Origin of the sequence: Muriicola sp. Z0-33 (assembly GCF_026126425.1) — a bacterium.
GTDB lineage: Bacteria > Bacteroidota > Bacteroidia > Flavobacteriales > Flavobacteriaceae > JAFMPW01.
The window spans coordinates 44,062-58,553 of record NZ_JAFMPW010000007.1; the positions used below are offsets into that span (position 1 = coordinate 44,062).

The 14,492-nt window shown below is 40.1% G+C and carries 11 protein-coding genes; 7 read left to right on the top strand and 4 right to left on the bottom strand.

The features are described from left to right. Positions 1-31 precede the first annotated feature (31 nt). Positions 32-1,906 carry an FG-GAP-like repeat-containing protein gene (locus J1G40_RS11035; protein WP_265242699.1) on the top strand — a complete coding sequence of 625 codons (1,875 nt, stop codon included), beginning with the start codon at positions 32-34 and terminating at the stop codon, positions 1,904-1,906. Between the two features lie 17 nt (positions 1,907-1,923). Here the strand turns inward: J1G40_RS11035 and J1G40_RS11040 are convergent, their stop codons facing one another. From J1G40_RS11040 to J1G40_RS11055, 4 genes are all read right to left on the bottom strand, one after another. Then, on the bottom strand, positions 1,924-3,285 hold the full coding sequence (locus tag J1G40_RS11040) for an aryl-sulfate sulfotransferase (RefSeq protein WP_265242700.1): 1,362 nt from the start codon (positions 3,283-3,285) through the stop codon (positions 1,924-1,926). Between the two features lie 150 nt (positions 3,286-3,435). Next, a complete protein-coding gene (locus tag J1G40_RS11045; RefSeq protein WP_265242701.1) occupies positions 3,436-4,299 on the bottom strand; it encodes a hypothetical protein in 864 nt (287 codons plus the stop codon). A gap of 12 nt (positions 4,300-4,311) precedes the next feature. Next, positions 4,312-5,961: a SusD/RagB family nutrient-binding outer membrane lipoprotein gene (locus tag J1G40_RS11050; protein ID WP_265242702.1), complete on the bottom strand. Its 1,650-nt coding sequence runs from the start codon at positions 5,959-5,961 to the stop codon at positions 4,312-4,314. Positions 5,962-5,973: 12 nt separating this feature from the next. Further along, positions 5,974-9,201, bottom strand: a complete 3,228-nt coding sequence (locus tag J1G40_RS11055) for a SusC/RagA family TonB-linked outer membrane protein (RefSeq protein WP_265242703.1) — start codon at positions 9,199-9,201, stop codon at positions 5,974-5,976. Between the two features lie 537 nt (positions 9,202-9,738). Between J1G40_RS11055 and rpsL the strand changes: the two genes are divergently transcribed. The 6 genes from rpsL (at position 9,739) to rplD (ending at position 14,489) form a co-directional block, all read left to right on the top strand. Then, entirely contained in the window at positions 9,739-10,113 is a 375-nt protein-coding gene (gene rpsL, locus J1G40_RS11060; RefSeq protein ID WP_138853415.1) for a 30S ribosomal protein S12, read from the top strand. Between the two features lie 39 nt (positions 10,114-10,152). Continuing rightward, the gene (gene rpsG / locus J1G40_RS11065; protein WP_265242704.1) at positions 10,153-10,629 is read left to right on the top strand and encodes a 30S ribosomal protein S7; all 477 of its coding nucleotides are present in this window, start codon (positions 10,153-10,155) and stop codon (positions 10,627-10,629) included. A 9-nt stretch (positions 10,630-10,638) separates the two neighbouring features. Continuing rightward, entirely contained in the window at positions 10,639-12,765 is a 2,127-nt protein-coding gene (fusA, locus tag J1G40_RS11070; RefSeq protein ID WP_265242705.1) for an elongation factor G, read from the top strand. Positions 12,766-12,778: 13 nt separating this feature from the next. After that, positions 12,779-13,084: a 30S ribosomal protein S10 gene (gene rpsJ / locus J1G40_RS11075; protein WP_007094989.1), complete on the top strand. Its 306-nt coding sequence runs from the start codon at positions 12,779-12,781 to the stop codon at positions 13,082-13,084. Positions 13,085-13,242: 158 nt separating this feature from the next. Then, positions 13,243-13,860, top strand: a complete 618-nt coding sequence (gene rplC / locus J1G40_RS11080) for a 50S ribosomal protein L3 (protein ID WP_265242706.1) — start codon at positions 13,243-13,245, stop codon at positions 13,858-13,860. Then, positions 13,860-14,489 carry a 50S ribosomal protein L4 gene (rplD, locus tag J1G40_RS11085; RefSeq protein ID WP_265242707.1) on the top strand — a complete coding sequence of 210 codons (630 nt, stop codon included), beginning with the start codon at positions 13,860-13,862 and terminating at the stop codon, positions 14,487-14,489. Before rplC ends, rplD begins: the two co-directional genes overlap by 1 nt. Positions 14,490-14,492: the final 3 nt, after the last annotated feature.

Sequence of the window (14,492 nt, forward strand, 5' to 3'; positions counted from 1 at the left end):
TTTAATATTTTTATCGATCTGGTAATAGGCTATGAGACAGATAATCCTGATACTACTTTTAACCCTGGGACAACTGGGGCAAGCACAAATTGGCTTTGAGGAAAGTGCATTTTCCATGGGCGTAAACTCCTCATACGGATTTAGCTATTTAGGTGGTGGGGTTTCCTTTTGGGATTTTGATAATGACGGTCTGGATGATATTACATATGCCACAACCGAGGGTGAAGAAACTCATTTTTATAGAAATAATGGAGTAAAGTATGACCGTGTAGACCTGGGTATCAATGACACCTTCGAAACTAAACAGGTACTATGGGTAGATTATGATAATGACGGGGACTATGATTTTTTTGCTACAAGTATAACCGGGCTGAACAAATTATACGAGAATAATGGAAACATGATTTTTAAGGATATTACCATGTCTTCCGGATTGTACCAGGAAAATTTGTATACCTATGGTGCGGCATTTGGAGATATTGATAATGACGGCGATCTCGATGCCTTTCTCAGCCACCGCGATGTACTCACAAAAAACCAACGAAATTACCTCTATCTCAATACAGATGGCTTCTTTACCGATATTACGGAAAGCGCCGGACTTTACCTGGGAAATGACCTTTCATTTTGCGCTTCATTTTTTGATTATGACAATGACGGCGATCAGGACATATATGTTTCAAACGACAAATACACCAAGTCTAATAAATTATATAAGAACAACGGGGATCTAACCTTTGAGGATGTCTCAGCTGCCAGTGGTACCGGAGTAATCATAGATGCCATGTCTACCACCATTAGTGATTATAATGCAGATGGATGGTTAGATATTTATGTTACTAATACCTCGGAGGGAAATTATCATTTCCGCAATAATGGAGATGGTACCTTTACTAATGTAGCAGAAGAATTAGGAACTGCTTTTTATAGTGTTGGATGGGGGGCTGTTTATCTGGATGCAGACAATGATGCGGATCTTGATCTTTATGTGAGCGGAATGCCTACAGGATCAGATGGAAGATTGTCGGCTGCTTTCTATGAGAACTCTAATGGGCTGTTTAATATCCGGTCTAATATTGGTATGGATGGAGATACCCGCAGAAGTTTTGCAAATGCCATAGGGGATGCGGATAATGATGGTGATGCGGATATTATTGTAATGAATGATTCTGAAGATAATTTCCTTTGGAAGAATGTCTCATCCAATAATAACAACTGGTTAAAAATAAGGCTTGAAGGTACCCAGAGCAATAAAGCGGGTATAGGAAGTAAGATAGAAATGTTCGCAAATGGCCAGTTGCAGTATCGATATACCCTATGCGGGGAGGGTTATCTGGGACAGAATTCGGGCTATGAGTTTTTTGGCTTGAAGCAGGCACCTAAGGCAGACTATATTAAAGTAACCTGGTTAAGTGGCGTAGTAGATATGATTGAAGAGGTAGCGGCCAACAAGAACTACAGTATTTTAGAAGGTAGTGGGGAAGCTGTAGAAATGGTAATCGATGGCGCCAGCCCTCCTGAAGAACCCGAAGAGGACCCTGAGGAGGAAACTTCCGAGGAGACATCAGAAGAAGAAACTCCGGACCAAACGGAAGAAAATACAGAAGACCCTCCTGCCGGGGAAGAAGAAAGTGAACAAATAGAGGAAGAAGTTCAAAAATGTCAGGGGAAGGCGATATTACTTTTTCCAAACCCGTCCAGAGATGGTAATTTTCGGATGTGCCGTCAGCAAGATAATGGCACCCTTAAAGCAGAGGTATTTGATCTTCAGGGAAGAAAAGTAATGTCCCAGACAGTTGATGATAAAGCACCGGACCTAAATCTCCATCAATTAACAAGTGGGGTGTATTTAGTGCGCTTAACAGACAATAAAAGCACCACTACAAGTAAGTTGATAAGACGCTAATACATGAATTCCTGTAACTAAGGAATCGGATTAAGATCTAACGAAAGAATTTCAGGAGCTTCTTTTTCATAGTGATACGCCCTCCAGTAAAATCCCGGAGTACTGTATTTCCATACAACTTCACCTGCCTGGGTTACCTCCCAGACACCAAAATCCCCTTCTGTTATTAATACGTTGTTATTGGGTAGTTTAACCGCACCGGAGACTTTTTCGGAATACAAGTCGGGGTCTGTAAAACTCCAGATAACTTTTGGCTCATTATCGGTATTAGGGGCCAATGAAAGATTTGCCGGGAGCTCAAATTCATAGACCGTAGATTGCTCAAAGCCATTTCCATTGGTAAAAATCAACATTTTACCTTCATCTTCACCACTAAGTAAATTGGGAAAGTGGTTATTGTAAAACAATCGTTCGCCAACAGGGTTGTCATAGGCCATTGGGTTCCCAAATCTATAAATTAAATCTCCGCCTTTACCGTAATTTCCACCAGAAGAGGTGGCAGCTTCTTCTGAAGAAGTACTATGATCTATTACCCAGACTTCGTGATAAAAATTTACACTTAGGTAAACAACATCATTTACTTCATCGTAATTAATTCCGTTCGCATGCATAATATCCCCATCTTCCCTTGAATTAAAGTTCAGATCAATTAATTGAGGGTTGTCTGCTACCACTCCAAAATTATCTTTGCTCATGTCGTTGTCCTGGATAAGGTGATCCCAGGAATGCCATTCCCATACAATTTCATCTGTATTGGGGTTCACTTCAATAATTCTTTCGGGAAAAACCTCCATTTCCATTGAATACCCGGCTAAACCGGCTTCTTCAGCAGTTTTTCTATCCCAAACTATAGATATGATATTGCCATTGGGCAATGCTACGGCATCGTGATGAAGAATATAGTCATCAGAAGAATACACAAATTCCCATTCGGCTATTCCATCTTTGTCTAAGAGGGCCAATTTTCCTCCTACACCTCCAAAGCCAATAGTAGAATCATCTACTTCCAGGTTGGCCAGTAAAAGGCCACTGTCTAGAAGAAAAGCATCATTTCCGAGGCGTTGATCATTCAAGGGCCATTCATAGAGCAGTGCGGCTTCTTTGTTCATTAAATAAACACTGTTGGCGGCAGCATCATTGATAAGTACATAACCGTCATAAACCAGTTCGCTGTTCAGGAATTCTACCGGAGACTCAGAATCCGGGTCTTCATTTTCGTTCTCGTTTTCGTTCTCCTCTTCCGTATCAGGGTCGTCATCATCGGTTTCCGATTCGTCCACAACCTCAACAAGGCTTGCGTCATCATCATTATTACACGATACGGACCACTGAAATAGTAAAAGGAACAGTAAATAATAGCAAATTTTTTTAAAACTCATCTTTAATGAATTTGGGATGTAAAGATAGTAAAAATGGCTGTTATCTATCTCTTTGTATATAGGGATAGTTAAGACAGCTTTAAAGCTGAAAAGAGCCCTTGGATAATTATCCCAGGACTCTTTTCATATCAAGATTCAATTACTTAAGCTTTAAAGTGTACAAAAATCTAAAGTTAATGTAACAGGCCCGGTTGGTGGATCTGGTCCTTCATCAGCAACTACTTCACCTTGTGGTGATGTAATTTGCCAGGTGACTTCACTCTCCCAATCTCCAGGTGAATAATTAAATACCAAAGCAGAACTACCTGCAGGTACAGTAATGGTAACCGTTGCTTCACTAGCCTGTACAGTATAATCTGTAGTAGTATCTCCAACAGTAACAGACATTTTTGCGCCATTCCAGCCATCACCATAAGAATCCTGCATATCTAGTATCCAGTCTCCTGCTAAAGGAGGGCATACTACCGCTGCAGAATATCTGAACGGCGACTGAAATGCAGAACTTGTGGCAATTGCATTACCTACGTTTGTAGAAGTAAAGGTTTCTCCATTGGTAGTTTTTAGTGCTAACCTAAGGATAAATACATCACCTCCGTAAAGGTCATCTATTGTGATTCCAAGTGCGGTAAGGGCCTCTCCCATATTTACTTCAAAAGTATAAGTGGGTTGGTTGTCTTCCATTTCAAATGCACTTCCAGGAATATTAGTAAACAATACTTCTGGTACCGTCTGAACTTCAAAATTCTCATCCGGCGTAGTATCTATAAATTCAATAAATACATCTACAGACTCTAAGGTGTCGTCGTTGAGAAAATCATCGAATTGCACCTTAGCTCCCATCGTTGAGGAAGCAGGGTTACTTCTATCCACAGTAGCGCTATTATTCGAAAGCGTCCTTAAGATAGCGCCAGTGGTTATAAGACCTAAATCTAGCCTGTCTTTATCCTCGTCCTCACAGGAGAGAAATGTAAAGCAGACAGCGCCACACATTAAAATTGATAATAGTTTTTTCATCGCATTAATTTTTTAGTTAATAAAACCATTGTCCGGGTTGGTGTCCCAAAATACTTTTTGGAAAACATCCGGCTTTTGAGAGGCATTAATATTCTGGTTAACATATACATCAGGATACAGGAAAGAACGTAAGAACCTGTCTGTATCTTCACGAAGTAAGGGTTGCAGGTCATCTGGTTTCCCAGTTCTTCGGTAAGAGTTATATGCTTCAACTCCGTTGCCATATAAGGCAATAAAGTATTCCTCAATAATGATGTTTAGCTGATCATCAGCACTTGCAGCATCAAAACTTGCCAAAACTTCATCTACATAGGCATCGATCTCTGCAGCGGTAGCTGCAAACGTTTCATCAACCAGGTCTGTTCTAAAGTTCGTAACTTTATCCATACTTGCTCTGATGCCACTTTCTAAATAGGCTCTCGCATTACCACTGGTACCTAATTCCAATGCAGCTTCTGCCAGCATGAAATCAACAAAACTCGAAAGCATAATTGGCTCAAAACCAGCTCCAACGGTTCCGATATTTCTATCTGGAATTGGTTCAAAATTATCGGCATCAAAGTTACCCCCAACAGGATATAAACCCCATGTGGCTCTAATTCCCGTATCTGGTGGGATACCTAATTCATAACCGTGATCTCTACCCCAGTAACCGGGATTCCCGTCTAAATTACAGTAAGGAATGGTAAAACCATACCAGGCCGGAGGTAATGTACCCACACAATCCTGTTCTACAGTGTTCTGAGCATTAGTAGCTCTTTGTCTGTAATAGTAATAACGTGTTCTAGGATCCGGACTTGCTTTTTCATTTAAAAGCAGGTTCATAAAATGATTAGACATATAGTCTGTTACCCCTACACTTTCTGTAAAGTTTCTTGCAAAGATAGGATGTCTGCTATCCGGATTGGTATCTGTTGTACCAAAGCGGAAAGTGAAATCCCCGTCGCTATCGGTGATATAATCACCACTGGCAACAATGGCATTTATCCCGGCAGCTGATTGCGCAGGCTCTACCAATCTTTGTTGTAGGTGGATCTTAATTTTTAAACTATTTGCCAAAGCTATCCACTTATCCTCATCACCCCCGTAAAAGAAATCCTCTGCTGGAAGCCTTGTTTCACTTCTGTTTAGATTTGCGATGGCCGCATCCAACAGTGTCAACATATTAGCATAAACGCTGGCTCCCGAATCTGCAACCGGGTTAAAGGTTACACCATCATTACTTTCAGAATAAGGAATATCACCCATAAAATCTACCAGGGTTGTAATTACATAGGCCTCGGCTATTTCTCCAATAGCAATGTGGGTATAGAGCTCCTGTTCTTCAGCCACGGGCCTAAGACTTCTTACATCGGCCATAATTTCTGCATAAGCAATGGTCCAGGCGGTATCAAAATCACTCGGAGCATATGCATTTTGGTACAATGGGCCAAACATATGAACCATTCTTGTCAGTTCCTGCCCCGGTTCCGTAACTTCAAAAAAGAAGTCTTTTAAACTTAATTGTATCTGGCTAACGAAGAAATCCGGAGAGGCATTGCTTGAATTCAGAGCATTGGGATCATCCAATAATTCTAATTCCAGGGTTTCACAAGATCCTACTCCAAACAGGAGGGATACCATTGTGATTCCGATCGTTATTTTATTTTTTATATTATTCATAGTTGTATTTTTTTAAAAAGAAGCTTTTACACTAAATCCGTATCGTCTAGAACTTGGACCAGAAAAGTATTCCAATCCAATATTATTTCCTACTCCGTTGGCCAGGGTATTGGTGTCAATATTTGTTCCATCGGGGAAATTGAAGGCTTTATACCATAAATTGCTTCCTGATACTTTAAAGGACATTGAAGTAAAAGGAGTCTTTTCTAATGCCTTTGAGCTTAATTCGTACCCAACACTTACTTCTGCTAGTCTTAAGGTAGAACCGTCCCAAATTTCGAACTCATCTCCACCTAACCAGTTTTCAAATGCGATATCAGATGCACCAATTTGAGTGGTGTTTGGTGAGCCGTCAGCTCCAACTCCTGGAAGTACAAAACTTCCAAGTCTGTCAAAAGGAAAATCTATTACACCTCTACTAAGGAGCGTTACAGCAGTTTTAGAGTAAATATCTCCACCATGGCGGTAAGATAGTAGCGCGGATAAGGAAAATCCTTTAAACTTAAAGGTATTTGTCAGACTTGATGTCCAATCTGGGTTTGGATCTCCAATTACCGTGTCATCCGGATCAAAATCATAGAAACCGTTACTGGTTGTTATGATCTTATTCCCGTCTGCATCTCTACGTACGGCATCTCCAATTAATACCCCAAATGGTTTCCCTACAATGGCGGCATTTTTTGCATCAGCATTAAAGAAGTTCCCAATGATGATCTGATCTATCCCTTCTGGTAATCTGGTTACCAGTGATTCATCAGCATAGAAATTAATATTGGTATTCCATGCAAATCCTCTTGTCTGGCTTCTAAATACATCAACATCCAAATCAACTTCTACACCTTTCACTTCCAAATCTCCTCCGTTAAGTGTAGAATTTGTAAATCCTGTAGATGGATCTAAATCCTTATTTGTAATTAAGTCTTCAGTCTTTCTCTTAAAGATACTGGCGTTAATCCCCAGTCTTCTATCAAGTAATCTGGCGTCTATACCCAATTCTAATTCTGATACCGTTTCTGGTTTCAGCGCTGGGTTACCAAGAATATCGGAAGTTGTATTTGCAGATACTACAGAACCGTCTTCCTTAACAAAAGATCTTCCGCTTAAGGATAATGTATTCCTTGTACTATATACATCCGGGAAACCTGCTGAGGAACCATATCCAAATCTAATCTTAAGATCGTTTAATCCCCATTTATCAGATCTAATCTGCTCAAAAGCATTGGTTGCAATAAAAGAAACACTAGCAGATGGGTAGGTAATAGCATTATTGTCGCTTTCAAGAGTGGAAGTCCAGTCCCTTCTTACCGCACCGTTTAAGTATAAATAGTTCTTATACCCTAAGGTGATATCCCCAAAGAAACCAACCGTATTATTTTTAGCGGTTCTTTGGAAGTTTATTTCATTAAATGAATTTGTAGAGGAAACATCGGTAAAGTTCCAGTGCTTTAACACTCCAAATACAATCTGTCTGTTACTCTCCAAACCATCTCTCTCAAAAAGAACGGAGTTGGCGTTGGCCCCAACAATCACCTTTAGATTTAGATCATCTGTAAGATCTTTATCGTAATTAAGGGTAAAGTTATGATCCTTAATCGCATTTCTTATAGACTGAGTTCGGTACAATCCTAATGCATTACCATCAGGTCCACCAGCATTCTGTCCGTAGAACGAACTTTCATTATAAATATCAATACCGTATCTGTAATTGGCGTTCAGATTATCGGATAACTGATAGGTCATGTTGAAGTTTCCAAAGAAACGGTCTACCTTCTGGCCGGTTTTAGAATTCTTAACCGTCCAGCGTGGGTTTTGAATACTGTTAGATTCCCTGTAATAAAGGTTTCCTCCATCGGTAATTCTTTCGAAAGGTATACCAGAGAGGTCCACACTTCTGGGAGTATACATTAAGTCCCCGAAGATAGAAGCTCCATCACCGTTAACCCCACTACCCCTGGAAGCGGCAACGGGCGGGCTTTTAAGATCAGTAAGTGCTATATTAATACCGGCGTTCACAGTTAGTTTGCCCATCTTGGCAGAACCACCTACACCAAAGTTATTTTTATTAAGAGAGTTTCCAGGAACAAAACTTTTGTCTTCAACTCTGGAATACGTCACATTATAGCTATAATCACTGTCACCACCGTTTAAGCCAATAGACTGGCTGGTAAATACTCCCGTTCGGAAGAATTCAGGAACACTGTTATAGGGCTTATACTCATATTCACCATCTCTCAGGTCTTCATAACCCGTTGCATAAGATGGTATTTGGTTAGAGGCAAATGGGTGATTTAAAAATACCTGCCCGCCTTTTATACTACTAAGATACCCTGTCCAGATGTTTGGATTGGTGTCTCCAAATCTTGGTCCCCAGTTACTAAAGAACCATCCGAATTCCTGGTTAAAACCATTTCCATAGTCGTTTTGGTAATCTGGTAAGTGCGGATTGCTATAGAAAATAGAAGAACTAATAGACACGGTTGTCTTACCTGCTCCTTCTTTAGCATTTTTGGTAGTAATCAGGATCACCCCGTTTCTACCCCTGTTACCGTAAAGGGAGGTTGCACTTAATCCTTTTAACACGTTAATGTTTTCAATGTTGTTTGGATCCAGGTCTAAGAATCTACTGGATTCTGTCGCATTGTCAAAAAAGGCTTCATTATTATTGGTATCACTACCAAACGGAACCCCATCAACAACAAAAAGTGGCTGGTTAGAACCGGTAATTGATGTAAATCCACGAATAATAATGTTTGTGGAAGATCCCGATAAACCATTGGATGAAGTAATATTTACACCTGCTGCTTTGCCTGAAAGCAACCTTGCAACATCAGCTTCCGGCCTTTGGGTTACCTCATCGCCATCTACTTTGGCAATGGAGTATCCAAGAGATCTTTGCTCTCTTTTTACACCCAGGGCAGTTACCACCACCTCTTCCAGCGCTTGCGCATCTTCGGTCATTTGCAGATTAATGGTGTTTTCAGCACCAACTGTTCGTCTCTCGTCTTTCTGACCAATGTAAGAGAAGAGCAATACTTGGCCTGCACTTGCATTAATTGCATAATTTCCGTCGAAATCTGTTTGAGTACCTGTAGTTGTACCCTCTACGACGATATTAACACCAGGTAAAGGCAGACCTTGCTGGTCTGTAACCGTACCTGAAATCGTCTTCTCCTGTGCAAAAGATATATGCACAAAAAACGCCAGGAATAGCGTCAGGATTCCATTTAAATTTGTTCTCATTTTATGATTATTTGAATTAGCTAATAGCGAAAATCTTAATTTCATGTTAATAATCCAAACTTATTTTAATAAAACTTTAAGAAAGAATTGAAGAAAATAAACAATTCCAAAGGCTATTGTTATGAAATTATATGGTGTTTGTGTTAAAAGGATAGACTATCCTTAATTTATTTAAATATTATTATAAGAATACTTAATAATTGGGCGCAAAACCTAAAAATGACGCAAGCGAATATTATAGAAATATTCAACCGGTAAAACTGGCTGGCTGTTCCAATCTGCCAAGGGCAACTCGCCAAAGCAGTATTCCGGTATAAAGATGTTGTACTGCACTTACATGGTGCGGGCTGGTATATAGGAATTGCGCACTATATATATTAAGGTATAAAAAGGCAACTTTTGAGGGGTAAAACCGGGCCTGAACTTCTTCATATTAAAAAATCAATAAAATTAACCAGTAACCATTTGAATTATTATATATAATTACTACATTTGCCAGCCCTTAAACAAGGGTAGATTTTATACATATATAATAGTATGCCAACAATTTCACAATTAGTACGAAAAGGAAGAACCACAATTACCAAGAAGAGTAAATCGGCTGCTTTGGATTCGTGCCCTCAAAGAAGAGGGGTTTGTACCCGGGTTTATACTACTACTCCCAAGAAACCAAATTCTGCAATGCGTAAAGTTGCAAGGGTAAGGTTAACAAATGGGAAAGAGGTAAACGCGTACATTCCCGGAGAGGGTCACAATTTGCAGGAGCACTCGATAGTATTGGTTAGAGGCGGAAGGGTGAAAGATTTGCCAGGAGTTAGATATCATATCGTGAGAGGTGCCTTAGACACAGCAGGTGTTGCAGGAAGAACTCAGAGAAGGTCTAAATACGGAGCAAAACGCCCTAAAAAATAATTAAAGACAAAGTATAGCTTTGTTTCAATTTAAGAAGAAATGAGAAAAAGACAGGCAAAAAAAAGGCCCTTACTACCAGATCCCAGATTTAATGATCAACTGGTTACACGTTTCGTGAACATGTTGATGTGGGATGGTAAAAAATCTGTAGCCTTCAAAGTTTTTTATGATGCAATAGATATTGTAGACGAAAAGAAAACTGATGAAGAGAAAACTGCTCTTGAACTTTGGAAGGATGCATTATCCAATGTTATGCCTCATGTTGAGGTGAGAAGTAGAAGGGTTGGTGGTGCTACATTCCAGATTCCTATGCAGATCAGGCCAGACAGAAAAATATCTACAGCCATGAAATGGCTAATTAGCTTTTCGCGTAAAAGGAATGAAAAATCCATGGCGCAAAAATTAGCTGCTGAAATTCTAGCTGCCTCCAAAGAAGAAGGTGCTGCAGTTAAGAAAAGAGTAGATACCCACAAGATGGCCGAAGCAAATAAAGCATTCTCACACTTTAGGTTTTAATTTTTAGAGATGGCAAGAGATTTAAAATTTACAAGAAATATAGGTATTGCTGCGCATATTGACGCGGGAAAAACTACCACTACAGAACGTATTCTATATTATACGGGAGTAAGTCATAAGATTGGTGAAGTGCATGATGGGGCTGCAACTATGGACTGGATGGAGCAGGAGCAGGAAAGAGGTATAACCATTACTTCCGCTGCAACTACATGTACTTGGGATTTCCCTACTGACAATGGAAAAAAGGTAGAGGCGTCTAAGCCTTACCACTTTAATATTATTGACACTCCGGGTCACGTTGATTTTACGGTTGAAGTGAATCGTTCATTAAGAGTATTGGACGGTTTGGTTTTCCTTTTTTCTGCGGTAGATGGGGTAGAACCTCAGTCCGAGACCAACTGGAGACTGGCAGACAATTACAAAGTTCCAAGAATGGGCTTTGTAAATAAGATGGACAGACAAGGGTCTAATTTCCTAATGGTGTGCAAGCAGGTTAAGGATATGTTGAAATCCAATGCTGTACCTATTGTTTTGCCAATTGGTGATGAAGCTGATTTTAAAGGTATTGTAGATCTTGTTAAGAATCGTGCAATTGTATGGCATGAGGAAAATATGGGTGCAACCTTTGATGAGGTTGATATCCCGGCCGAAATGGTAGACGAGGTAAAAGAATACCGGGCCGCACTTATTGAGGCAGTTGCAGAATACGACGAAAACCTTATGGAGAAATTCTTTGAGGATGAAGATTCTATTACTGAGGAAGAAGTGCATGCAGCATTAAGGGCCGCAGTAATGGATATGAGCATCATACCCATGATTTGCGGATCTTCATTTAAGAACAAAGGAGTTCAGTTTCTTTTAGATGCAGTTTGCAGGTACCTTCCATCTCCTTTGGATAAGGAGGCTATTGTAGGAACAGATCCAAATACAGATGAGCCTATCTCAAGAAAGCCAGATGTAAAGGAGCCATTTTCTGCCCTTGCATTTAAAATTGCTACTGACCCTTTTGTTGGTCGTTTGGCATTTTTCAGAGCGTATTCAGGAAGATTGGATGCAGGTTCGTATGTGTTAAACAACCGATCTGGAAACAAGGAGAGAATATCAAGAATATATCAAATGCATTCTAATAAACAGAATGCGATAGATCATATAGAAGCAGGAGATATTGGTGCAGCTGTTGGTTTTAAAGACATTAAGACCGGAGATACACTAAGTTCTGAAAAGCATCCGATTATTTTGGAAAGTATGAATTTTCCAGATCCTGTAATCGGTATTGCCGTGGAGCCTAAGACTAAGGCTGATGTGGATAAATTAGGGATGTCATTGGCTAAGTTAGCCGAAGAAGATCCTACTTTCCAGGTTAAAACAGATGAGGCTTCTGGTCAAACGATTATTTCCGGAATGGGAGAACTTCACCTCGATATTATTGTAGATCGTCTGCGGAGAGAATTTAAGGTAGATGTCAACCAGGGGCAACCTCAGGTAGAATACAAGGAAGCACTTACAAGAAGTGCAGATCACAGAGAGGTATATAAGAAGCAAACCGGTGGTAGAGGTAAATTTGCCGATATCGTATTTACGATGGAACCGGCAGAAGATGATAAGCCAGGATTGGAATTTGAAAACAAGATCAAAGGAGGAAATATTCCTAGAGAATACATTCCTTCTGTAGAGAAAGGCTTTAAAGAGGCGATGAAGAACGGACCTTTAGCCGGGTTTGAAATGGACAGTATGAAGATTACGTTGAAAGACGGTTCTTTCCACCCTGTGGATTCTGATTCACTTTCATTTGAACTGGCGGCCAAAATTGGTTATAAAGAAGCTGCTAAAGCTGCAAGAGCCGTGTTGATGGAGCCCATTATGAAACTTGAGGTGCTAACTCCCGAGGAGAATATGGGTGATATAGTTGGTGACCTTAACAGAAGAAGAGGGCAGGTTAACAATATGGATGACAGAGCTGGTTCTAAGGTGATAAAAGCCGACGTGCCACTATCTGAAATGTTTGGATATGTAACGGCGCTGAGGACTTTGTCTTCGGGTAGAGCAACTTCTACAATGGAATTTTCTCACTACGCAGAAACGCCATCTAATATTGCAGAAGAAGTAGTAAAAGCAGCAAAAGGAGTAACCGCTTAAAAATTTTAGGAAGATGAGTCAAAAAATCAGAATAAAACTAAAATCTTACGATCACAATTTGGTAGATAAATCTGCCGAGAAGATTGTAAAGACGGTAAAAACTACCGGTGCAGTGGTTACAGGGCCAATTCCTTTACCAACGCATAAAAAGATATTTACGGTTTTGCGTTCGCCACACGTGAACAAAAAATCCAGAGAGCAATTCCAGCTTAGTTCTTATAAAAGACTATTGGATATTTATAGCTCTTCATCTAAAACCATTGATGCTTTGATGAAGTTAGAGCTTCCTTCAGGTGTTGAGGTAGAGATAAAAGTTTGATAGCATTGCATTTGAAAGCGGTGCTTTCAAAGACATGTCCGGAGCGTTTCGCAAAGGAAAAACGGTAACAAAAATAGATTCGGGGTCGAATTATTTTTGACCCTGTTTTTTTGTTAAATAAATAAGTAAAGAATAATAATTAATAATCAATAATAAGTATGTCTGGGTTAATAGGAAGAAAAGTAGGCATGACCAGCATTTTCGATGACAATGGAAAGAATATTCCATGTACTGTGATTGAAGCTGGCCCATGTGTAGTTACCCAAGTCAGAACCGAAGAGGTAGACGGGTACAATGCCCTTCAGCTCGGTTTCGATGACAAGGCAGAAAAACGTGCAAACAAGGCCGAGATGGGTCATGTTAAGAAAGCAGGTGCTTCTCCTAAAAAGAAAGTCGTTGAATTCCGTGATTTTGAAGGTGAACATAAATTAGGTGATACGCTTGGTGCAGATCTGTTCCAGGAAGGAGAATTTGTAGATGTGTCTGCAACCTCTAAAGGGAAAGGTTTCCAGGGGGTAGTCAAAAGACACGGCTTTGCCGGAGTAGGGCAGGCCACTCACGGTCAGCACAACAGGTTAAGAGCTCCCGGATCTATCGGTGCGGCATCTTATCCTGCAAGAGTATTCAAAGGCATGAAAATGGCCGGAAGAATGGGAGGAGAAAGAGTTACTGTACAGAACCTTAGAGTGGTTAAGGTAGTTCCTGAAAAGAATTTACTGGTGTTGAAAGGATGCGTTCCAGGACACAAAAACGCTTATATAACTATTACGAAATAATGAAAGTAGCAGTTTTAGATATCAAAGGAAAAGAAACAGGAAGAAAGGTAGACCTTTCTGATGCTGTTTTCAAGATAGCACCCAATAATCATGCTATTTATCTGGACGTGAAGCAGTACCTGGCTCATCAGAGACAGGGAACGCACAAGACCAAGGAGAGAGCTGAGATAGTGGGAAGTACCAGAAAGATCAAGAAACAGAAAGGAACTGGTACTGCAAGAGCGGGAAGTATTAAGTCTCCTATCTTCAGGGGCGGAGGTCGAATTTTTGGCCCAAGACCTAAAGATTACACTCAAAAACTTAACAAAAATGTAAAGCGTCTGGCCAGAAAATCGGCACTTAGTTTGAAGAAACAGGAAGATGCGATTATGGTTGTTGAGGACTTCAATTTTGAGGCTCCTAAGACAAAGGATTTTATGCAGGTTTTAAAGTCTTTAGGGCTGGAAAACAAAAAGTCTTTGTTTGTGTTGGGTGAATCAAATAATAACGTATATTTGTCGTCGCGCAATTTGAAGGGTTACGAGGTTGTAACTAACTCAGAATTAAGTACTTATAAAATATTGAACGCTAACAATATTGTACTTCTTGAAGGGGCTGTGCAAGGAATAGAATCGAACTTAAACAAGTAGGGA

Coding starts and splice junctions, on each gene's coding strand:
- fusA (WP_265242705.1), top strand. CDS start 10,639: ATGGCAAGAGATTTAAAATTTACAAGAAATATAGGTATTGCTGCGCAT.
- rpsL (WP_138853415.1), top strand. CDS start 9,739: ATGCCAACAATTTCACAATTAGTACGAAAAGGAAGAACCACAATTACC.
- rpsG (WP_265242704.1), top strand. CDS start 10,153: ATGAGAAAAAGACAGGCAAAAAAAAGGCCCTTACTACCAGATCCCAGA.
- rplD (WP_265242707.1), top strand. CDS start 13,860: ATGAAAGTAGCAGTTTTAGATATCAAAGGAAAAGAAACAGGAAGAAAG.
- rpsJ (WP_007094989.1), top strand. CDS start 12,779: ATGAGTCAAAAAATCAGAATAAAACTAAAATCTTACGATCACAATTTG.
- J1G40_RS11050 (WP_265242702.1), bottom strand. CDS start 5,961: ATGAATAATATAAAAAATAAAATAACGATCGGAATCACAATGGTATCC.
- J1G40_RS11040 (WP_265242700.1), bottom strand. CDS start 3,285: ATGAGTTTTAAAAAAATTTGCTATTATTTACTGTTCCTTTTACTATTT.
- J1G40_RS11055 (WP_265242703.1), bottom strand. CDS start 9,201: ATGAGAACAAATTTAAATGGAATCCTGACGCTATTCCTGGCGTTTTTT.
- J1G40_RS11035 (WP_265242699.1), top strand. CDS start 32: ATGAGACAGATAATCCTGATACTACTTTTAACCCTGGGACAACTGGGG.
- J1G40_RS11045 (WP_265242701.1), bottom strand. CDS start 4,299: ATGAAAAAACTATTATCAATTTTAATGTGTGGCGCTGTCTGCTTTACA.
- rplC (WP_265242706.1), top strand. CDS start 13,243: ATGTCTGGGTTAATAGGAAGAAAAGTAGGCATGACCAGCATTTTCGAT.